The sequence below is a fragment of the Pseudomonas sp. LBUM1646 genome, from assembly GCF_059716165.1.
On record NZ_CP166810.1, the window covers coordinates 3,569,934 to 3,588,465 of the forward strand.

Below are 18,532 nucleotides of genomic sequence, written 5' to 3' on the forward strand. Positions count from 1 at the left end.
GAGTAAACACTCATGACCCTGACCCAACTGGAAATTTTCTCCCTGGTCGCTGAACTGCACGGGTTCACCGCTGCCGCCAATCGTCTGGGGATCTCCCAATCAGCGGTTTCCCATGCGCTAAAGGCGCTGGAACAGGAATTGGGTGTCGAGTTGCTGCGCCGGCATCAGTCCCAGGTCGAGCTCAGTGACATCGGTCAGCAACTGCTGCTGCGCGCCCGGGCGATGCTCGGATTAGCCAACACCCTGCGCCAGGAAGCCGCCGATGCCCGGGGGATGAAACGCGGCACATTGCGCATCGGTTCGTTCGGCCCGACGTCATCGATCAAGTTGCTGCCGATGATCCTGCAGCAGTATCGCGCGGCGCATCCCGGCATCGAAGTGCATATCGACGAAGGCCCGGACCGCCAGGTGATTCAATGGCTTGAAGAGCGACGCATTGATGTCGGTTTCGTGGTGTTGCCCGAGGAACGTTTCGACACGTTTGCGCTGATGGAGGATCAAATGGTTGCGCTGCTGCCCTACGATCATCCGCTGACTGCGCGCAATAGCTTGAGCTTGAGCGACTTGTGCCATGACCCTTTCGTGCTGACCGAGGCCGGTTCTTCAGAACTGGTTTCCCGGCTGTTCAACGCGGCGAGGCTGACGCCGAACATTCGCTATCGCTGCTCGCAATTGCTCAGCACCCTCGACACCGTGGGCCGTGGCGATGCGCTGACGGTCATCGCCGAAAGCTCATTACCGGCAGACGACGACGGCCGCTACGTGAAAAGGCCGCTGTCGCCACCGGTCAAACGCCAGGTTGGGCTGGCCGTGCTGGATCAGCGTCAGGCCTCCCCGGCGGCACTGGCCTTTATCAAACTGGCTTCAAGCCTGAGCTATCGCTGAGCGGCATAAGCGTGATCGGCCATCTATCATCCTTGTTTCATCGCCACGGGTTTCGCAGATGCCACTGACCGTCAAATCCCGCCGTAAGCGCAGCACCCGGATTGCTGTGACCGTTTTGAGCGGTGTGCTCCCGGTTCTGTTGGGCTTCGCCATCCTTTATATGCAAGCCGGACGCGCGCTGAAACAAAGTACCGAACAAACCGCCGACGAAGCCTTGCGCCAATTCAATCTGATGCTCGACAACACGGCGGAAGCAGCGCGGGTGTTGTTGCCGTTGGCGGGCGATAGTTGCAACGAAGCTAAACTCGCATTACGCGAACAGGTGACCCGTCGGCCTTTCGTGCGCTCAACCAATCTGGTGTGGGACAACAACCTTTATTGCAGTTCGTTGTTCGGCGACTATCAGGAGAAGGTCAACCCCGGCGACTACACCCATGGCCAGTTGTGGTTGATGAATGGCAACCCCGTCACGCCCAACACCGCGTTGCTGGTCTATCGCCTCAGTGATGAAAAAAAAGGCGCGCTGACTACGCTGGACGGTTATCACTTGAGCAACGTGCTGCGGCTGATCGGCCGCCAGACTTCGTTGTTGCTGCAAGTGGGCAATCACTGGATGTCTGCCGACGGCAAGGTCCAGGACAGCGCCCTGCCCGTCTTGCCGGTCGCGCAAAGCAAGCGGGTTTCCGACCAGTATGCGTTTACTGTGGCCGCCGGTTTCGCCGAGGGCGAAATCTGGCGCTATATGAGTCGCGAGTACCCGCCGCTGTTCAGCCTGCTGATCTTTTTTGGCGTGGTGTCGGGCTCGATCGGGCATGTCCTGCAAAAGCGCGCCTCCTCGCCCAGCGTTGAACTGCAGCGCGCGCTGGAGGCCGGCGAGTTCATTCCGTATTTTCAACCGGTGGTGCATGGCGACACTAAAAAATGGAGCGGCACTGAAGTGTTGATGCGCTGGAACCATCCCAAAGAAGGTTTGGTGCGACCGGATCTGTTTATCCCGTTTGCCGAACACTCGGGGTTGATCGTACCGATGACCCGTTCATTAATGCAGCAGACCGCCTCGCTGCTGGCGCCGATATCGGCGTCTTTCGACGGACCGTTTCATATTGGCATCAACATTACCGCCAGCCATTGCCAGGACCTGGAACTGGTGGAGGATTGCCGAACGTTTCTCAGTGCTTTTGCGCCGGGTAGCGTCAGTCTGGTGTTGGAGTTGACCGAGCGTGAACTGATCGAGCCAACAGCGCTGACCCACCAGTTGTTCGAACAACTTCACGGGTTGGGCGTGATGATCGCGATCGATGATTTCGGCACTGGCCATTCAAGCCTGGGGTACCTGCGCCAATTCAACGTGGACTTCCTGAAGATCGATCAGAGCTTCGTCGCCATGATCGGAGCCGATGCGCTCTCGCGGCACATTCTGGACAGCATTATCGAACTCTCGGCCAAGCTAGACCTGGGAATTGTTGCCGAAGGTGTGGAAACCGAAGAGCAAAGCGATTACCTGACGGCACACAACGTGAACTTCCTGCAAGGCTACCTGTTCGGTCGGCCAATGCCTGGCGCGGACTTCATTAATGCATTAAGTCATCATTAACCGGCTGGATAAATAACGAAAGGTTGCACCAAATTGAATCAAAAGACTGCTGTTGTTACATGAAGAAAAAGACAGGATTTACTCTTGGGCCATTAACTACTACAATTTTTCATGCCTGCGCAAGATTGGCAGGTGAGCCATTATCACCGAGTCGCTTCAAGGCTCTTGGCTTATAGCTTTGTTTGCGGTTGGTATCAGCCAAACACACTATTGGAGTAAAGATATTGTCCAGACTCGCTGAATTTCGTGCAGCTGAAAAGGCCCTTCAAGAACAGCTCAAGCAGCTGGAATCCTTGAAGAACGATGCCGGGCTCAAGAAAGAAATCGAATTCGAAGAAAAGCTCCAGGGGCTGATGAAAACCTACGGCAAAAGCCTGCGCGACATCATCGCCATTCTCGATCCGAACCCGGCAAAATCGGGCCTGCAACAGGCAGCAGCGCCTAAAACCCGTCGTGCCCGCGTCGTCAAGGTCTATCACAACCCGCACACCGGTGAACTGATTGAAACCAAGGGCGGTAACCACCGCGGCCTGAAAGCCTGGAAGGAACAGTACGGTGCTGCCACCGTCGATTCCTGGTTGCGCGGCTAACCCTTCGCGGCAACAAAGAAAAGCCCTGCTAATGCAGGGCTTTTTTACGGACAATATCTAACAAATGCAACGATAGTCGCCAATCAAGTTGGAAATGCCTTGTATTGCGGGTCTCGCCTCGGCAGACGCTGGACACTTACCGGTTAACTTTGTGTTTAATCCTTTTGGTATCTAAAATCGCGGCGAGCCCAAACCCATGGCCGCTCAATTCTTCATCTAAAGTTTCAAGCTGTTACGCGCAGCCGCTATTTCGTCCTGACTTGCCTTATAAACCTCAGCCTGCCCCGCGTAGGAAAGAACATAAGCCCTGTCCGCCTCGACGGCCGCGACCAATGTTTGAGACAGCACATGTCGACCGTTCTGGGTAACCGTGCAAGTGGTTTCAAGCGCTGAAAGTCGACTCAACGTCGTCGGGTGAATCCTGTTGCAGACACTTTGATAACCGCCCTGGAAAAAGTCCTTCTGCACCGACTTGCGCATTTCCAGCAACACCCCCTGCAAATTCACTTGATGGTCGCTTTCCACCGGGGTCATCGTCAGTTCCATCACCAGCACCTGATTGCCATCGGCGTCGTTTTTCACCGCGCGCTGGCGGGATACCTGCGGTGTGGCGTCATTTGGCGTAACGACTTCCACCTCCCAGCCGTTGGGCCAGGTAATGCTTGGGGTGTCGGCCTGCACCGTCGTGGCCAGCGCCAAAAAACCCATGAAAACGAATAGCGATGCGAACGGTCGGATCATTACGAGAGGCACTCACAGATTGAGCCACAAAGTCTGAGCCTCACTCGGCTGCCAGGCAATAGCCGGGCGTTTTGGTTTGGCGATGCCGGGCCGCTTGCGTATCATTACGACCATTCGCCAGCCCCACTTATTTTCCGGAGGGCCCATGAGCCTGCACGAATTGAACACCTTCCCCGGCGTTACCGCCGCACCTGACACCGCGACCCAGAAGTTCGTCTTCAACCACACCATGCTGCGGGTCAAGGACATCACCAAGTCCCTGGATTTCTACACGCGCATCCTCGGTTTCTCACTGGTTGAAAAGCGCGACTTCCCGGAAGCCGAGTTCAGCCTGTACTTCCTGGCACTGGTCGATAAAAACCAGATCCCGGCCGATGCAGCGGCGCGTACCGAGTGGATGAAATCGATCCCCGGCATTCTGGAGTTGACCCATAACCACGGCACCGAAAACGATCCGGAATTTGCCTACCACAACGGCAACACCGACCCGCGTGGCTTCGGTCATATCTGCATTTCGGTGCCGGACATCCGTGCCGCGTGCGAGCGTTTCGAAGCGCTGGGCTGTGATTTCCAGAAGCGCCTGAACGATGGCCGCATGAAGAGCTTGGCGTTTATCAAGGATCCGGATGCTTATTGGGTCGAGATCATTCAGCCAGCACCAATGTAAAAATACACCACCGTCGATCGTTCCCACGCTCTGCGTGGTAACGCCTCCTGTGACGCTCCGCGTCACGCTTTTGGGACGCGGAGCGTCCCGGGCTGCATTCCCACGCAGAGCGTGGGAACGATCAGCATCAGGCACAAAAAAACCCCATGATCACTCATGGGGTTTTTGTTTTCAGCGCTGGCGTTTAAGCCGGGGCCGAGGTCCGGATCAGGTGGTCGAATGCGCTAAGGGAAGCCTTGGCACCCTCGCCCACCGCAATCACGATCTGCTTGTACGGTACGGTGGTGACGTCGCCGGCTGCGAACACACCCGGCAATGATGTTTCACCACGCGCATCGACAATGATCTCACCACGGGGCGACAACTCGACGGTGCCTTTGAGCCAATCGGTGTTAGGCAACAGACCGATCTGCACAAAGATCCCTTCCAGCTCGACCGTGTTGAACTCACCCGAATCGCGATCCTTATAGACAAGGCCGGTCACTTTCTGGCCGTCACCCTTCACTTCGCTGGTCAGCGCGCTGGTGATGACGTTGACGTTCGGCAGGCTGTACAGCTTGCGCTGCAGTACCGCATCGGCGCGCAGCTTGCTGTCGAATTCCAGCAAAGTGACGTGGCTGACGATGCCGGCCAGGTCGATGGCCGCTTCGACGCCGGAGTTACCGCCGCCAATCACCGCCACGCGTTTGCCCTTGAACAGTGGACCGTCGCAGTGCGGGCAGAAGCACACGCCCTTGGCCTTATATTGCTGCTCGCCCGGCACACCCATTTCGCGCCAGCGGGCGCCGGTGGCAAGGATCAACGCCTTGGTCTTGAGACTAGCGCCACTTTCGAAGCGAACTTCGTGCAACTCACCGACATTCTTCGCCGGGATCAACGCGGTCGCCCGTTGCAGGTTCATGATGTCGACGTCGTACTGCTTGACGTGTTCTTCCAGGGCGCTGGCCAGTTTCGGCCCTTCGGTTTCCTGCACCGAGATGAAGTTCTCGATGGCCATGGTGTCGAGCACCTGCCCACCAAAACGTTCAGCTGCCACACCGGTGCGAATGCCTTTACGGGCCGCGTAGATAGCCGCCGACGCACCGGCCGGGCCACCGCCGACGATCAATACGTCAAAGGCTTCTTTGGCGCTGATTTTCTCGGCCTGGCGTTCGGCACCGCTGGTGTCGATCTTGGCGAGGATTTCCTCCAGGCCCATGCGGCCCTGACCGAAGATTTCACCGTTCAGGTAGATGCTCGGCACGGCCATGATCTTGCGGTCATCGACCTCGGCCTGGAACAGCGCGCCGTCGATGGCGACGTGGCGGATGTTCGGGTTGAGCACAGCCATCAGGTTCAGCGCCTGGACCACGTCCGGGCAGTTCTGGCAGGACAGCGAGAAGTACGTCTCGAAGCTGAACTGGCCTTTGAGCGAACGAATCTGCTCGATCACTTCAACGCTGGCTTTCGAAGGGTGGCCGCCGACTTGCAACAAGGCCAGCACCAACGAAGTGAATTCGTGGCCCATGGGGATGCCGGCGAAACGCAGGCTGATATCGGCACCCGGGCGATTGATCGAGAACGATGGCTTGCGTGCATCGTCACCGTTATCGAGCAAAGTAATTTGGCTGGAAAGACTGGTAACGTCTTTCAGCAGTTCAAGCATTTCCTGGGATTTCGCACCGTCGTCGAGGGAAGCAACGATCTCGATCGGTTGGGTGACCCGTTCCAGGTACGATTTCAACTGGGCTTTAAGATTGGCGTCCAACATACGGGCGATCCTTTATTTGAGGCGAAAAAAAACGCCCGAGCGAATATCGCCCGGGCGTTTTTGGGGGGCGGTTGCAGCTTACTTAGGTGCGGAAACCCGCCCTGATGTTGCTGGTGTCACAGACTTAGATCTTGCCGACCAGGTCCAGGGACGGAGCCAGAGTGGCCTCGCCTTCTTTCCACTTGGCTGGGCAAACTTCGCCTGGGTGAGCAGCAACGTACTGAGCAGCCTTGATTTTGCGCAGCAGTTCGGAAGCGTCACGACCAACACCGCCGTCGTTCAGTTCGACGATTTTGATCTGGCCTTCCGGGTTGATCACGAAGGTGCCACGGTCAGCCAGGCCAACTTCTTCGATCAGCACGTCGAAGTTGCGGGAGATGGCGTGGGTCGGGTCGCCGATCATGGTGTATTCGATTTTGCCGATGGCTGGCGAAGTGTTGTGCCAGGCAGCGTGAGCAAAGTGGGTGTCAGTGGAAACGCTGTAGATTTCGACGCCGAGTTTCTGGAAAGCGGCGTAGTTGTCAGCCAGGTCTTCCAGTTCGGTCGGGCAAACGAAGGTGAAGTCAGCTGGGTAGAAGAACACGACCGACCACTTGCCTTTCAGGTCAGCGTCCGACACTTGTACGAAGTCGCCATTCTTGTAGGCAGTAGCTTTGAACGGTTTTACTTGGCTGTTGATGATAGGCATCGGTGACTCTCCGTCAGGGTTGAAAAGTTTGGTTGAGAAGTTGATGGGGTGAATCCTACCCACTCGATGGCCGGATGGCTCATTGGCAAAGCTCATGTTGCTCATTGGTTTTCGCTATTAGCGGACACTATTAATAGAAGAAAACTTACTGAGCAGCGCCAATGACTTTTTCCGCGAGGGGCGTCATCCCGAGAAACGGGCTGGCTTCAACATAGCGCATGGCGGATTTCATATCCTTCCAGCCCACGTAACTCATCAACGACTTCAAATCCCAACCGCTCTGGTGAGCCCAGGTGGCAAAACCGCGTCGCAAGGAATGACTGGTGTAGTGCTCGGCCGGGATGCCGGCGCGCTCCAGCGCCTGTCGCAGCAGCGGAATCACGCTGTTGGCGTGCAAGCCCTCCTCGCTCAGATGCCCCCAACGGTCGATGCCGCGGAACACCGCCCCGCGAACCAATGCCGCTTCGGTGATCCAGTTGATGTAGGCCTGCACCGGACACAAGCGCTGCAATGCAGGCGTCTGATAGGTCTTACCCAGGTTTTCGCGATCGCTTTTGCTGCGCGGCAAATAGAGCGTGATGCCCGACTGGGCGATGGCCTTCACATGCTCGATCTGCAATCGACATAGCTCGTCGCTACGAAAGCCGCGCCAGAAACCTAGCAGGATCAGCGCCGTGTCGCGCCGGGCACGCAGCAATCCCGGCTGATCACCTGCGGCCCGGGCGGTTTGCGCCTCCTGCTCAAGCCAAGCCACCACTTGCTCCAGATGTTGAAGCTGCAATGGCTCGGCCTGTTTCTCCTGAGCCGGATGCAACGCGCGAATCCCTTTGAACACCTGACGCACCACAGGCGCCTTGGTCGGATCGGCAAACCCTTGGCTGTTGTGCCATTGCGCCAACGCCGACAAACGCAGCTTCAAGGTGTTGATGGACAGCACGCCCGCATGCGCGACCAGATAGCGCGCGACGCTGTCGCTGGTCGCCGGCAGGAACCCACCCCAACTGACTTCGAAGTGCTCGATGGCCGCCCGGTAGCTGCGACGGGTGTTGTCGCGGGTGGCGGCTTGCAGGTAGCGATCCAGATCGGACATGGGCTCAACTCTTCAAAACGTACCGCTTGGGCGGGTAAAAACCGGGTGCACAGCTCATCACACGGGGTAATACCAGTATATCCCGCGCCAGAAACTTAAAGGATTTAACTTTTTATCATGGATGGTACACTGCGTACTTGATGATATGTACCACAGTACGAAATCGTAGGAGAGCTCATGGCTCGTGGCGGCGTAAACAAAGCAGTAGTACAAGCGGCCCGTTCGGCGATCCTCGCCCGCGGTGAAAACCCAAGCATCGATGCGGTACGGATCGAAATGGGCAATACCGGCTCGAAAACCACGATTCATCGGTATTTGAAGGAGCTGGACGGCGGTCCGGAACGCGCTGAAGAAACCGCCGAACCGATTGACGATGAACTGGCGGGACTGGTGGCACGATTGGCGCAACGCCTCAAGGAACAGGCGCAAGAACCAATCGACCAGGCGCGTGAGCAGTTCGATCGCCAGCGTAAAGAACTGGAGTCGCAACTCGAAGAAGCCCGCGAGACCAACACCGAACTGCATCAGCAATACGAGATTCAAAGCCTGGCATTGACGCAGGAATCCGACGCGCTGCTGGAAACCCGCTCCATGCTGCAGACTGAGCAAACCCGCAACGCTGGGCTGAATCAGGCGCTGGCGGATTTCGAATTACGCTTGAAAGACAAGGACGAGCAGATTCGCTCCCTTGAAGAAAAACACCTGCACGCCCGGGATGCGCTGGAGCACTATCGCAACGCGGTCAAGGAACAGCGCGAGCAGGACCAGCGCCGTCACGAAGGCCAGGTGCAACAGATTCAGATGGAATTGCGCCAGGCCCAGCAAAGCGCCCTCCTCCGCCAGGATGAAATCACCCAACTGCACCGCGACAATGAGCGCGTGCTGACCGAGAGCCGTGGAACGCTGCGGGAGTTGAGCCTGTTGCAGGAACATCTCAAACAAGCCAACACTCGCCAGGATCAACTGCTGGAGCAAGCCAACCGCGTCGACAGCGAACGCACCCTCCTCCAGGAACGCCTGCGCATCGCGCTGCTGGAAAGCCAGGCGCTCAAGCAGAACGTCGACGAGCAGTCGCAGATCAATCAATCATTGGAAATCGAATTGGCGAAGACCCAGGCCAGCCTGGATGAAAGCGTGCGCCTGGCGGCAGTCGTTGCGACCGCGCCAGACGCAGCGAAGGACGATTAACCGGCGACAGGTGTGCGCATGGTGACGAACTCTTCGGCGGCCGTCGGATGCACGCCGATGGTCTCGTCGAAATCGCGCTTGGTGGCGCCAGCCTTCAGGGCAATCGCCAAACCTTGAACGATTTCCCCGGCATCCGGGCCGACCATGTGGCAACCCAGGACCTTGTCAGACTTGGCGTCCACCACCAGCTTCATCAGCGTGCGCTCCTGACACTCGGTCAGGGTCAGCTTCATCGGCCGGAAACGGCTTTCGTAAATCACCACATCGTGCCCGGCTTCCCGGGCTTCTTCCTCGGTCAGGCCGACGGTGCCGATGTTCGGCAAGCTGAACACCGCCGTCGGGATCATCTTGTAATCCACCGGACGATACTGCTCAGGATTGAACAACCGTCGGGCAACGGCCATGCCTTCGGCCAGCGCCACCGGGGTCAGCTGAACGCGGCCGATCACATCACCCAGGGCAAGGATCGACGGCTCGGCAGTCTGATATTGCTCATCCACCTCGACGAAACCTTTCTTGTCGAGTTTGACGCCAGTGTTTTCCAGACCCAGGTTATCCAGCATTGGACGCCGGCCAGTCGCATAGAAAATACAGTCGGCTTCCAGCTCGCGGCCATCCTTGAGGGTGGCTTTCAGGCTGCCGTCGGCCAGTTTCTCGATACGCTCAATGTCCGCGTTGAATTGCAGATTCATGCCGCGCTTGGTCAGTTCTTCCTGCAAGTGCTTGCGCACCGCGCCGTCAAAGCCGCGCAGGAAAAGATCGCCGCGATACAGCAGCGTGGTCTCGGCGCCCAGGCCATGGAAGATCCCGGCAAATTCCACCGCGATATAACCGCCGCCCACCACCAGAACGCGCTTCGGCAGTTCTTTGAGGAAAAACGCCTGGTTGGAACTGATCGCATGTTCGTGCCCCGGAATCTCCGGGATCTGCGGCCAGCCACCCGTGGCAATCAGAATGTTTTTGGCTGTGTGGCGCTCGCCATTGATCTCGACCGTGTTCGGATCGACGATCTTGGCGTGGCCTTCATGCAGGGTCACACCGCTATTGACCAGCAGGTTGCGGTAGATGCCATTCAGGCGATTGATCTCGCGGTCCTTGTTGGCGATCAGCGTCGCCCAATCGAACTTCGCCTCACCCAGGGTCCAGCCGAAGCCGGAGGACTGCTCGAAGTCTTCGGCGAAGTGCGCGCCGTAGACCAGCAGTTTTTTCGGCACGCAGCCGACGTTCACGCAGGTACCGCCCAGGTAGCGGCTTTCGGCCACAGCCACTTTAGCGCCAAACCCGGCCGCGAATCGCGCAGCCCGCACACCGCCGGAACCGGCGCCAATCACATAAAGGTCAAAATCGTAGGCCATTTCTATCTCCTCGGCAGGCCATCAGCATACCCGCAGACGCCCATTGGGCAAACGCTGCGAACAATATGGGAGCGGAAAATGAAAAAGCCACCCGAAGGTGGCTTTTTCAGTACAAGTGGATCAAGCGCTATCAGTAAGCCTTGCCAGTCTTGTAGAAGTTCTCGAAGCAGAAGTTGGTTGCTTCGATGTAGCCTTCAGCGCCACCGCAGTCGAAACGCTTGCCCTTGAACTTGTAGGCAATCACGCAACCGTTCTGCGCCTGCTTCATCAAGGCGTCGGTGATCTGGATCTCGCCGCCCTTGCCTGGCTCGGTTTGCTTGATCAGGTCGAAGATGTCCGGCGTCAGGATGTAACGGCCGATGATCGCCAGGTTCGACGGTGCATCTTCCGGCGCTGGTTTTTCTACCATGTTGCGCACGCGGTACAGGTCGTCACCGATCAAGTCGCCAGCGATAACGCCGTACTTGTTGGTTTCCAGCGGGTCGACTTCCTGGATCGCAATGATCGAGCAGCGGTACTGTTTGTACAGCTTGACCATCTGGGTCAGGACGCCGTCGCCGTCGAGGTTGACGCACAAGTCGTCCGCCAGCACCACGGCGAAAGGTTCGTCGCCGATCAGTGGGCGACCGGTCAGGATTGCGTGGCCCAGGCCTTTCATTTCGGTCTGGCGAGTGTAGGAGAACGAGCACTCGTCGAGCAGTTTACGGATGCCGACCAGGTATTTTTCCTTGTCGGTGCCCTTGATCTGGTTTTCCAGCTCGTAGCTGATGTCGAAGTGGTCTTCCAGAGCGCGTTTACCGCGACCGGTCACGATGGAGATTTCGGTCAACCCAGCGTCCAGTGCTTCTTCGACGCCGTACTGGATCAGTGGCTTGTTTACCACCGGCAGCATTTCTTTGGGCATGGCTTTAGTCGCTGGCAGGAAGCGAGTACCGTAACCGGCTGCTGGGAACAAGCATTTCTTGATCATATAAGTCCTTGAAAGGGCTGTGTGTACGAGTTTCGGCGCAGTCTAATCAGGCGGCGTGCACCTTACAATGCCCCGCACTGGCTAACCGATGCCATCATAGAGAAATATTCCGGCGGATAGTTCCCATAAGCTTTATAGATAGCACAGACCACCGGCCTTGCGCCGACCGGCAATCGCACCACCATACGCCCATCAGCACCCGTTGAGTGCATTTGGCGGTATCATGGCGCGATTGAACCAAGTCAACGAGGCAGATAGATGTCGGTAGCAAAAAGCGTCAACGGGTACCTGATCAATCAGGCGAAAGACGGCCAATGGTGGGTAGACAGCGTCGCTGGCGAGAATATCGCCGGACCTTTCCCGACCGAAGCGTTGGCGATCGAGGTGGCATCGGTGTTGCAAGATCAACCTGCAGGCCCGAAGCGACGCGGCAAGGACAAGTCCTGAAACGTATCTGATTCGAGCAGCCCTGCCAATGCGCAGGGCTTTTTTATGTTTGCCCGCAGCAAAGTGGCCAATCGCTATAACCTTTTGACACCGCTGCTGTCACAGGCTTAGCCCCATCATCTGACGACGACAACGACATGAACAAACTTCTGGCACTGATTGCGGTACTGGCGCTCACTGGCTGCGCCACATCTGAAAAAATTTATCTGAATAACGGCGAGCAGGGCCTGACCATCGACTGCTCCGGGGAAGCCAACTCCTGGGCCACCTGCTACGAAAAAGCTGATGACTCGTGTGCCGGCACCGGCTACCGGATCGTTGGTACCGACGGCACACCGTCCACCAAGGAAAGCGACAAGACCCTGGGCGTTGACGTTGGCAACTTCAAGAACCGCAGCGTCGTGGTGGTCTGCAAGTAAGGCGCCCTGCCCTACATGTGGATTTCGGCAAACTTGATCCCGAGGCCGCGCACGGTCTCGATCAAATCGTCCAGGCGGCTGAAAGATTCGACTTCATCGTTGTCATCCACCAGGAAATAACTGCGCCCGGCGCTTTTCTTGAAAAACACGATCCATTCCCCCGGATTCGCCGGGTTCTGAATCACGTGGGTGGCAGAGATATGGCCCTCTGCATGGCGTTCCCGAACTTGCTCTCGCTTCATGCGCGGCTCCAGAAATGACAATGCCGCCAAGCAATGCTTTGGCGGCATCAGGCGGACGGTCGACAGTCTATCAGCCGGAAATGCACGCAGTGGCGGCATGCTGTACATCCTTTGGACGTACCGGCACGTTGGACATGCGCTCATGCAGTTTGATACTGCTGCCGCCGGAGCGGTCTTCGATTTCGAATACGGCTGCAGGCCCCGAGGACAGTTTCCCTGGAACGATCACACGCACGCCTTCCTTGTGCGGCTCAAGTTGCAAGGCACCCCGACTTGAGGCCAGTTTCTCGACCAGGCATTGCGCGTACTCATGGGGCTTTTTACCTGAGATCACGCTCATGGTCGGCAGTGTCTCGTTGATTTCTGCGACATTGGCACAACCACTCACCGCCAACGCTAGCGGCAGGACCAGGACACCCCATTTCATACAAAACCTCCGATAAAGACCCTCCGACAGCGTAAAGACTGTTTTTCTCCGAGGCTCGTTGCATTTATCGCTCATAGAATTCCGAATAACTGTTTTTAATTGTCAAACACGACGCCGACAGCCAGATAATAACCCGTTCGGGCTGATAAACTCTGCCAATTGCCCTGCTATCGTTTTGATTTTGTAGAAAAAGCCCTTCTGGAGGCGCCTCATGAAATTTATCCACCAGCGCGAGCACCTCAATGAAGACGACATCGTCGTCATCCAGTGCTCCCAAACGTGCAACATTCGCTTGATGAACGACGCCAACTTCCGCAGCTTTAAGAATGGCGGTCGTCACACTTATCACGGCGGTGCATTCGACACCTTCCCGGCGCGCATTACCGCTCCGAGCACCGGTTTCTGGAACATCACCATCGACATGGTCAACAGCCGCAAGGCCATTAGCGTAACCCGCAAACCGACGCTGACCCACTCGATCAAAATCGTGCGCCGCTCCAGCACAAAACTGAGCTGAGTAACGCCCTTACACGTAAAGAGGCAGTCATGACCGTGGCCCAAACGACCAAGTATGTCATCAAATACAAACTCAACGGCGAGCGTCGCTTCGAGTTCGCCCAACTTGAAAACGGCACCGAAGCAGAAGCCAAGGCCGCGCTCGACGCCATTCATGGCCAGAGCGAAGACGTGATCAGCGACATCGCCGTCAGCAAAGCGCTGTAACGCGACCGGGAGCGACAACAGGGACGTCAGCTCCCCCGCCTGAAAAGTTCGACCGCAAGCGCCGGAGTGTTCGCTCGATCAACGCGCCCTAGTCTGGCCACCTCAACCTTTGGTTCAGGAGTCAGAACATGTCTACTTCCTCGATTCGCTATATCAATGGCACTTGCGCGCTGGGCGAGTTGTTGCTGGCTTTCAGTGACAAGGGACTTTGTGCGATGCTGCTTGGTGATGACCCGGCCAGCCTGGAACGGGATCTGGCGCAGCGCTTTTCCGGCGAGTTACGGCGCGATGAGGGTTTGGCGCTTGAGCTGGAGCAGAGCCTGCGCCACCTCGAAAATCCGTACCTGGCATTTGATATGCCGCTGGATCTGGCGGGCAGCGTCTTTCAACGTCAGGTCTGGGAAGCCCTGCGGCAAATCCCGGTCGGGCAAACCGCCAGTTATCGCGATATTGCACAGCAACTCGACCAGCCCAAGGCATTTCGCGCAGTGGCCAATGCCTGCGGCGCCAACCCGATTGCGGTGATCGTGCCGTGCCATCGGGTGTTGCGTCAGGATGGCGGTCTGGGTGGTTATCGCTGGGGGCTGGAACGCAAACGGCAGTTGCTCGATCGCGAGGCGCAACCATGAGCACGCTGGATTGGGCGCTGTTGGAACATCAGCTGGATCAGGACGGTTGCGCCATTATCCGTTCGTTGTTGAGCCACGAAACTTGTGACCAAGTCAGCGCGTTGTACGCCCAACCCGAGCCCTTCCGCTCACAAGTCATGATGGCCCGTCACGGCTTCGGGCGCGGCGAGTACAAGTACTTCAAGTACCCGTTGCCGGACCCGGTGGCCCGGTTACGCAAGGCGCTCTACCCGCGATTGGTGCCCATCGCCAATCGCTGGTACGAGCACATGGACCTACCGACCCGTTTCCCTCACACCCACGACGCCTTCCTCGAGCGCTGCCATGCCGCCGGTCAGGAGCGACCGACACCGTTGTTGCTGCAATATGGCCCTCAGGACTACAACTGCTTGCATCAGGACCTGTACGGTGAACACGTTTTCCCACTGCAGGTGGCGATTCTGCTGTCAGAGCCGGACGAAGATTTCACCGGCGGCGAGTTCGTGCTCACCGAGCAGCGGCCGCGAATGCAGTCACGGCCCCAGGTGATAGGGCTGAAGAAAGGCGACGGGCTGATTTTTGCCGTCAACCAGCGTCCAGTGAAAGGCGTTCGCGGCTATTACCGCGTGACCCTGCGCCACGGCGTCAGTCGCCTGCACAGCGGAAAACGGCATACCCTTGGAATCATCTTTCACGATGCGCTATGAAACCATGACCCCGACCACCCTCGATCTGTTCGCCGATGTCGAACCGGAGCAACCGCCCCGGCGCGTGCAGATCGGCGAACAGTCCTACGTCCTCCGGGGCTTTGCCCTGCCCTTGCTCGACCGTTTGTTGCCGGCGCTGGAACAGGTGCTGGCCGCCGCACCGCTCCGGCAAATGGTCACGCCCGGCGGTTTCACCATGTCGGTGGCCCTGAGCAGTTGCGGCACACAGGGCTGGACCACTGATCGCAGCGGCTACCGCTACACCCGCAACGATCCGCAAACAGGACAACCCTGGCCAGCGATGCCCGAAGTATTTTTCGAGCTGGCGCAAGCAGCGGCGCGGGAAGCAGGATTTGCCGACTTCGTGCCGGATTCCTGCCTGATCAACCGCTATGTCCCAGGGGCCAAGATGTCGTTGCACCAGGACAAAGACGAAGGTTCCTACGCCGCGCCCATCGTTTCGGTGTCCCTGGGCTTGCCGGCAATGTTTCTGTTTGGTGGCTTCGAGCGCAGCGACAAGAGCCAGCGAGTGCCGTTGTTTCATGGTGACATCGTGGTCTGGGGCGGCGTCGACCGTTTGCGTTACCACGGTGTTTTACCGATTAAGGAGGGGCAACATCCACGACTGGGCGAACAGCGGATCAATTTTACATTTCGTACGGCTGGCTGAGTTTGACCGCAAGACCCGGAGTGTCGCAGCTCGGCCAGTTGCTTAATCTGCATGAAACCCGTCAACGGACCTGAAACCATGACAATCTCTTCGACCAAAATCGCGACCGAGAATGACCCCCGCTGGGCCGCCGTCGTCGCGCGTGATCCCAAGGCTGACGGGCAGTTTGTCTACGCGGTGAAAACCACTGGCATTTATTGCCGCCCCAGCAGCCTGGCGCGCCTGCCGAAACCGCAGAACGTCGAATTCTTCGATACCGCCGAACAAGCCCAGGCAGCGGGTTATCGTCCGAGTAAACGGGCCGCGAAGGATCAAAGCGAGGTCGCCGCACAACATGCCGCGACCGTGGCGGCCGCGTGCCGTCAGATCGAGTCGGCCGAGAACTTGCCGGCGCTGAGCGAACTCGCCGATGCCGCAGGTTTGAGCAGTTTCCACTTTCATCGTGTGTTTAAAGCCGTGACCGGCCTGACACCCAAGGGCTACGCCAGCGCGCACCGCTCACGCCGGGTGCGCGAGCGTTTGAGCGATGGCGGCTCGGTGACTGATGCGTTGTATAACGCGGGTTTCAATTCCAACAGCCGATTTTATGAAGCCGCCGATCAGTTGCTGGGCATGAAACCCGGCGACTACCGCGCTGAGGGCCAGAACAACGACATTCGCTTTGCCGTCGGCCAGTGCTCTTTGGGTGCGATTCTGGTGGCGCAAAGTGAACGGGGAATCTGCGCGATTTTACTGGGGGACGATCCGCACCAACTGGTGTGCGATCTGCAGGACAAGTTTCGGCGCGCCAACCTGATTGGCGCTGATCACGGGTTCGAGCAATTGATCGCCCAGGTTGTCGGGTTTATCGAAGCGCCAGCCATCGGCCTGGACTTGCCTCTGGACCTACGCGGCACGGCGTTTCAAGAGCGCGTCTGGCAAGCCTTGCGGGAGATTCCCGCCGGCAGCACCGCCAGTTACGCCGATATTGCCCAACGCATCGGCTCACCGAAAGCCGTGCGCGCCGTGGCCCAGGCCTGCGGCGCGAACAGTCTTGCGGTGGCGATCCCGTGTCATCGGGTGGTGCGCAGTGACGGCAACCTGTCGGGTTATCGCTGGGGCGTGGAGCGAAAACGGCAGTTGCTGGAGCGTGAAACCCAGCCTTAGACGATGCCGATATGCACCGCTACTGACTCCGGGCCGGTATAGGCTTCAAAGTCAGTAATGAACCGGCGCTCGATCTGCGGGTTGGCCTGGAAATAATTCCAGATAAATTGCCAGGCATTGATAACGGCATCAGGCATCAATCCGTTGCCTTCGAATACCAGATACCGGCCTTCTTCGATATTGATGGTCTCGTAACCTGGCGCGGGTTCCTCGACAGCCATCCCGGCGGTGACGTCGAACGCCCCCGAGGCATCGGATTCATAGCCGGAATATACGCCGTAAACCGGTGAGCCGGCTTGCTGCGGCGCGATACGCGCCATCAACCCTTCACTGTAGAAACGCCCCCACATCGGACCAATCTTCGCCGTTTCAGCGATTTGCTCTGCGCTATTGCGGGTGCGTACCTGTAGCCCGGAAACAGTGAACGGGGCTACGTAGACTTGTTTGACTTCCATTGCGACGCCACTCCCTTTATTGAGGTCTGCGGCCCTGACGAGCCGCAACGGCGCCTACCTTGTCAGCGATTGACGTCGACGACAACCCTTCCCCGCAGCTGACCGGCGAGCAAGCGCGGTGCCGCCTCGATCGCTTCGCTCAAGCCGATTTCATGGCTGATCAGCGGCAACAACGCGAAGTCCAGATCCTCGGCCAGACGATTCCAGGCCAGCACGCGCTTGGCTTTGGGCTGGGTCACGCTATTGATCCCGGAGAGGGTCACGCCGCGCAAAATGAAGGGGGCAACGGAAGCCGGAAAATCCATGCCTTGAGCCAGGCCACACGCGGCGACCGTGCCGTTGGCCTTGGTGCTGGCACAGGCGTTGGCCAAGGTATGACTGCCGACCGAATCGATCACCGCCGCCCAACGTTCCTTGGCCAACGGTTTGCCCGGTTCGGACAGGGTCGCGCGGTCGATGATTTCACTGGCGCCCAACTGTTTCAGATAGTCGTGCTCCGAGGTGCGGCCGGTCGACGCCACCACTCGATAGCCGAGCTTACTTAATAGCGCGATAGCGAAACTGCCGACACCGCCATTGGCGCCGGTTACCAGCACTTCGCCCTGCGCCGGGGTCACGCCGTTGTGCTCCAGCGCCAGGATGCAGAGCATTGCCGTGTAACCGGCCGTGCCGATGGCCATGGCCTGAGCTGTCGTGAACGCCTTGGGCAGGGGAATCAGCCAGTCGCCATTGAGCCGCGCTTTCTGCGCCAATCCGCCCCAATGGCCTTCACCCACGCCCCAGCCATTGAGCACAACCTGGTCACCGACCTTGTAGTCCGGATGCTCGCTGAATTCGACAGTGCCTGCCAGATCGATCCCCGGCACCATGGGGAATTTTCGCACCACCGGACTGCTGCCGGTGATCGCCAGGCCATCCTTGAAATTCAATGTGCTGTACGCCACGCGCACCGTCACGTCGCCCTCGGGCAGTTGATCGTCATTGATCTCTTGCAGTGTGGCCCGGTAACCGCTGTCGTCTTTGTCGATCAAAATACCTTTGAACATTGCTGGCTCCCAATGGGTTCGCTGAGGTGATGGTGTCATTGAAATAACACAAAGCAACACATTGCCCTACCCGACTTTCATCCAATCCCGATTTCCGGCGAGCGTTTCCCTGACCGGCGGCTAT

At 58.1% G+C, this 18,532-nt stretch carries 23 protein-coding genes; 13 read left to right on the forward strand and 10 right to left on the reverse strand.

What is annotated here, in order from left to right; all coding sequences use genetic code 11:
• Nucleotides 1-12: 12 nt before the first annotated feature.
• From ACA071_RS16430 to ACA071_RS16440, 3 genes are all read left to right on the forward strand, one after another.
• Entirely contained in the window at nt 13-885 is an 873-nt protein-coding gene (locus tag ACA071_RS16430) for a LysR family transcriptional regulator (RefSeq protein WP_497640128.1), read from the forward strand.
• A gap of 58 nt (nt 886-943) precedes the next feature.
• The gene (locus tag ACA071_RS16435) at nt 944-2,479 is read left to right on the forward strand and encodes an EAL domain-containing protein (RefSeq protein WP_497640129.1); all 1,536 of its coding nucleotides are present in this window, start codon (nt 944-946) and stop codon (nt 2,477-2,479) included.
• Between the two features lie 224 nt (nt 2,480-2,703).
• On the forward strand, nt 2,704-3,069 hold the full coding sequence (locus ACA071_RS16440) for a histone-like nucleoid-structuring protein, MvaT/MvaU family (RefSeq protein WP_123408041.1): 366 nt from the start codon (nt 2,704-2,706) through the stop codon (nt 3,067-3,069).
• Nucleotides 3,070-3,285: 216 nt separating this feature from the next.
• On the opposite strand, the gene ACA071_RS16445 is transcribed toward ACA071_RS16440, so the two are convergent.
• Nucleotides 3,286-3,810, reverse strand: coding sequence for a DUF4946 domain-containing protein (locus tag ACA071_RS16445; RefSeq protein WP_497640130.1), 525 nt, complete (start codon nt 3,808-3,810; stop codon nt 3,286-3,288).
• Nucleotides 3,811-3,955: 145 nt separating this feature from the next.
• Between ACA071_RS16445 and gloA the strand changes: the two genes are divergently transcribed.
• Entirely contained in the window at nt 3,956-4,477 is a 522-nt protein-coding gene (gene gloA, locus ACA071_RS16450; protein ID WP_054050577.1) for a lactoylglutathione lyase, read from the forward strand.
• A 184-nt stretch (nt 4,478-4,661) separates the two neighbouring features.
• Here gloA and ahpF read toward each other — a convergent pair whose 3' ends face one another.
• From ahpF to ACA071_RS16465, 3 genes are all read right to left on the reverse strand, one after another.
• Nucleotides 4,662-6,227, reverse strand: a complete 1,566-nt coding sequence (gene ahpF / locus ACA071_RS16455; protein ID WP_497640131.1) for an alkyl hydroperoxide reductase subunit F — start codon at nt 6,225-6,227, stop codon at nt 4,662-4,664.
• A gap of 124 nt (nt 6,228-6,351) precedes the next feature.
• Nucleotides 6,352-6,915 carry an alkyl hydroperoxide reductase subunit C gene (ahpC, locus tag ACA071_RS16460; RefSeq protein WP_054050573.1) on the reverse strand — a complete coding sequence of 188 codons (564 nt, stop codon included), beginning with the start codon at nt 6,913-6,915 and terminating at the stop codon, nt 6,352-6,354.
• A gap of 145 nt (nt 6,916-7,060) precedes the next feature.
• Nucleotides 7,061-8,005 (reverse strand): site-specific integrase, encoded by a 945-nt coding sequence (locus ACA071_RS16465; RefSeq protein ID WP_497640132.1) that lies wholly within the window; start codon nt 8,003-8,005, stop codon nt 7,061-7,063.
• 177 nt (nt 8,006-8,182) lie between these two features.
• Between ACA071_RS16465 and ACA071_RS16470 the strand changes: the two genes are divergently transcribed.
• Entirely contained in the window at nt 8,183-9,193 is a 1,011-nt protein-coding gene (locus ACA071_RS16470) for a DNA-binding protein (RefSeq protein ID WP_497640133.1), read from the forward strand.
• On the opposite strand, the gene gorA is transcribed toward ACA071_RS16470, so the two are convergent.
• Nucleotides 9,190-10,548, reverse strand: coding sequence for a glutathione-disulfide reductase (gene gorA, locus ACA071_RS16475; protein WP_497640134.1), 1,359 nt, complete (start codon nt 10,546-10,548; stop codon nt 9,190-9,192). The two genes, ACA071_RS16470 and gorA, sit on opposite strands and share 4 nt — an antisense overlap.
• Nucleotides 10,549-10,678: 130 nt before the next feature.
• Nucleotides 10,679-11,518: a UTP--glucose-1-phosphate uridylyltransferase GalU gene (gene galU, locus ACA071_RS16480; RefSeq protein WP_054050566.1), complete on the reverse strand. Its 840-nt coding sequence runs from the start codon at nt 11,516-11,518 to the stop codon at nt 10,679-10,681.
• 258 nt (nt 11,519-11,776) lie between these two features.
• On the opposite strand from galU, the gene ACA071_RS16485 reads away from it, so the two are divergent.
• Nucleotides 11,777-11,965, forward strand: a complete 189-nt coding sequence (locus ACA071_RS16485) for a hypothetical protein (RefSeq protein WP_054050563.1) — start codon at nt 11,777-11,779, stop codon at nt 11,963-11,965.
• Between the two features lie 137 nt (nt 11,966-12,102).
• Nucleotides 12,103-12,384, forward strand: coding sequence for a hypothetical protein (locus ACA071_RS16490; RefSeq protein WP_149661723.1), 282 nt, complete (start codon nt 12,103-12,105; stop codon nt 12,382-12,384).
• An 11-nt stretch (nt 12,385-12,395) separates the two neighbouring features.
• On the opposite strand, the gene ACA071_RS16495 is transcribed toward ACA071_RS16490, so the two are convergent.
• Both ACA071_RS16495 and ACA071_RS16500 read right to left on the reverse strand, forming a co-directional pair.
• Nucleotides 12,396-12,626, reverse strand: coding sequence for a hypothetical protein (locus tag ACA071_RS16495; protein WP_027922990.1), 231 nt, complete (start codon nt 12,624-12,626; stop codon nt 12,396-12,398).
• A gap of 70 nt (nt 12,627-12,696) precedes the next feature.
• The gene (locus ACA071_RS16500) at nt 12,697-13,053 is read right to left on the reverse strand and encodes a hypothetical protein (RefSeq protein WP_497640135.1); all 357 of its coding nucleotides are present in this window, start codon (nt 13,051-13,053) and stop codon (nt 12,697-12,699) included.
• Nucleotides 13,054-13,264: 211 nt separating this feature from the next.
• Here ACA071_RS16500 and ACA071_RS16505 point away from each other — a divergent pair, with 211 nt between their 5' ends.
• The 6 genes from ACA071_RS16505 to ada all read left to right on the forward strand — a co-directional run bounded on the left by ACA071_RS16505 (nt 13,265) and on the right by ada (nt 16,907).
• Nucleotides 13,265-13,570, forward strand: coding sequence for a DUF1883 domain-containing protein (locus ACA071_RS16505; RefSeq protein ID WP_101208500.1), 306 nt, complete (start codon nt 13,265-13,267; stop codon nt 13,568-13,570).
• A 29-nt stretch (nt 13,571-13,599) separates the two neighbouring features.
• On the forward strand, nt 13,600-13,776 hold the full coding sequence (locus ACA071_RS16510) for a hypothetical protein (RefSeq protein ID WP_497640136.1): 177 nt from the start codon (nt 13,600-13,602) through the stop codon (nt 13,774-13,776).
• Nucleotides 13,777-13,904: 128 nt separating this feature from the next.
• The gene (locus ACA071_RS16515; RefSeq protein WP_497640137.1) at nt 13,905-14,405 is read left to right on the forward strand and encodes a methylated-DNA--[protein]-cysteine S-methyltransferase; all 501 of its coding nucleotides are present in this window, start codon (nt 13,905-13,907) and stop codon (nt 14,403-14,405) included.
• Nucleotides 14,402-15,091: a 2OG-Fe(II) oxygenase gene (locus tag ACA071_RS16520; protein ID WP_497640138.1), complete on the forward strand. Its 690-nt coding sequence runs from the start codon at nt 14,402-14,404 to the stop codon at nt 15,089-15,091. Before ACA071_RS16515 ends, ACA071_RS16520 begins: the two co-directional genes overlap by 4 nt.
• On the forward strand, nt 15,081-15,761 hold the full coding sequence (gene alkB / locus ACA071_RS16525; protein WP_497640139.1) for a DNA oxidative demethylase AlkB: 681 nt from the start codon (nt 15,081-15,083) through the stop codon (nt 15,759-15,761). Before ACA071_RS16520 ends, alkB begins: the two co-directional genes overlap by 11 nt.
• A gap of 78 nt (nt 15,762-15,839) precedes the next feature.
• Nucleotides 15,840-16,907, forward strand: a complete 1,068-nt coding sequence (ada, locus tag ACA071_RS16530) for a bifunctional DNA-binding transcriptional regulator/O6-methylguanine-DNA methyltransferase Ada (RefSeq protein ID WP_497640140.1) — start codon at nt 15,840-15,842, stop codon at nt 16,905-16,907.
• Here ada and ACA071_RS16535 read toward each other — a convergent pair.
• Together ACA071_RS16535 and acuI are read right to left on the reverse strand one after the other, a co-directional pair.
• Nucleotides 16,904-17,362: a GyrI-like domain-containing protein gene (locus tag ACA071_RS16535; protein WP_497640141.1), complete on the reverse strand. Its 459-nt coding sequence runs from the start codon at nt 17,360-17,362 to the stop codon at nt 16,904-16,906. The two genes, ada and ACA071_RS16535, sit on opposite strands and share 4 nt — an antisense overlap.
• A 62-nt stretch (nt 17,363-17,424) precedes the next feature.
• Complete coding sequence (gene acuI / locus ACA071_RS16540) at nt 17,425-18,408, reverse strand: acrylyl-CoA reductase (NADPH) (protein WP_497640142.1); 984 nt, start codon at nt 18,406-18,408, stop codon at nt 17,425-17,427.
• Between the last annotated feature and the right edge of the window lie 124 nt (nt 18,409-18,532).

Bases quoted from the DNA above. Each gene is read 5' to 3' on its own strand.
- ACA071_RS16510 (WP_497640136.1), top strand. From the start codon at position 13,600: ATGACCGTGGCCCAAACGACCAAGTATGTCATCAAATACAAACTCAAC.
- gloA (WP_054050577.1), top strand. From the start codon at position 3,956: ATGAGCCTGCACGAATTGAACACCTTCCCCGGCGTTACCGCCGCACCT.
- ACA071_RS16470 (WP_497640133.1), top strand. From the start codon at position 8,183: ATGGCTCGTGGCGGCGTAAACAAAGCAGTAGTACAAGCGGCCCGTTCG.
- ACA071_RS16445 (WP_497640130.1), bottom strand. From the start codon at position 3,810: ATGATCCGACCGTTCGCATCGCTATTCGTTTTCATGGGTTTTTTGGCG.
- ACA071_RS16490 (WP_149661723.1), top strand. From the start codon at position 12,103: ATGAACAAACTTCTGGCACTGATTGCGGTACTGGCGCTCACTGGCTGC.
- ACA071_RS16430 (WP_497640128.1), top strand. From the start codon at position 13: ATGACCCTGACCCAACTGGAAATTTTCTCCCTGGTCGCTGAACTGCAC.
- gorA (WP_497640134.1), bottom strand. From the start codon at position 10,548: ATGGCCTACGATTTTGACCTTTATGTGATTGGCGCCGGTTCCGGCGGT.
- acuI (WP_497640142.1), bottom strand. From the start codon at position 18,408: ATGTTCAAAGGTATTTTGATCGACAAAGACGACAGCGGTTACCGGGCC.
- ahpC (WP_054050573.1), bottom strand. From the start codon at position 6,915: ATGCCTATCATCAACAGCCAAGTAAAACCGTTCAAAGCTACTGCCTAC.
- ACA071_RS16495 (WP_027922990.1), bottom strand. From the start codon at position 12,626: ATGAAGCGAGAGCAAGTTCGGGAACGCCATGCAGAGGGCCATATCTCT.
- ahpF (WP_497640131.1), bottom strand. From the start codon at position 6,227: ATGTTGGACGCCAATCTTAAAGCCCAGTTGAAATCGTACCTGGAACGG.
- ada (WP_497640140.1), top strand. From the start codon at position 15,840: ATGACAATCTCTTCGACCAAAATCGCGACCGAGAATGACCCCCGCTGG.
- ACA071_RS16465 (WP_497640132.1), bottom strand. From the start codon at position 8,005: ATGTCCGATCTGGATCGCTACCTGCAAGCCGCCACCCGCGACAACACC.
- galU (WP_054050566.1), bottom strand. From the start codon at position 11,518: ATGATCAAGAAATGCTTGTTCCCAGCAGCCGGTTACGGTACTCGCTTC.
- ACA071_RS16435 (WP_497640129.1), top strand. From the start codon at position 944: ATGCCACTGACCGTCAAATCCCGCCGTAAGCGCAGCACCCGGATTGCT.
- ACA071_RS16485 (WP_054050563.1), top strand. From the start codon at position 11,777: ATGTCGGTAGCAAAAAGCGTCAACGGGTACCTGATCAATCAGGCGAAA.
- ACA071_RS16500 (WP_497640135.1), bottom strand. From the start codon at position 13,053: ATGAAATGGGGTGTCCTGGTCCTGCCGCTAGCGTTGGCGGTGAGTGGT.
- ACA071_RS16515 (WP_497640137.1), top strand. From the start codon at position 13,905: ATGTCTACTTCCTCGATTCGCTATATCAATGGCACTTGCGCGCTGGGC.
- ACA071_RS16505 (WP_101208500.1), top strand. From the start codon at position 13,265: ATGAAATTTATCCACCAGCGCGAGCACCTCAATGAAGACGACATCGTC.
- ACA071_RS16520 (WP_497640138.1), top strand. From the start codon at position 14,402: ATGAGCACGCTGGATTGGGCGCTGTTGGAACATCAGCTGGATCAGGAC.
- ACA071_RS16535 (WP_497640141.1), bottom strand. From the start codon at position 17,362: ATGGAAGTCAAACAAGTCTACGTAGCCCCGTTCACTGTTTCCGGGCTA.
- alkB (WP_497640139.1), top strand. From the start codon at position 15,081: ATGCGCTATGAAACCATGACCCCGACCACCCTCGATCTGTTCGCCGAT.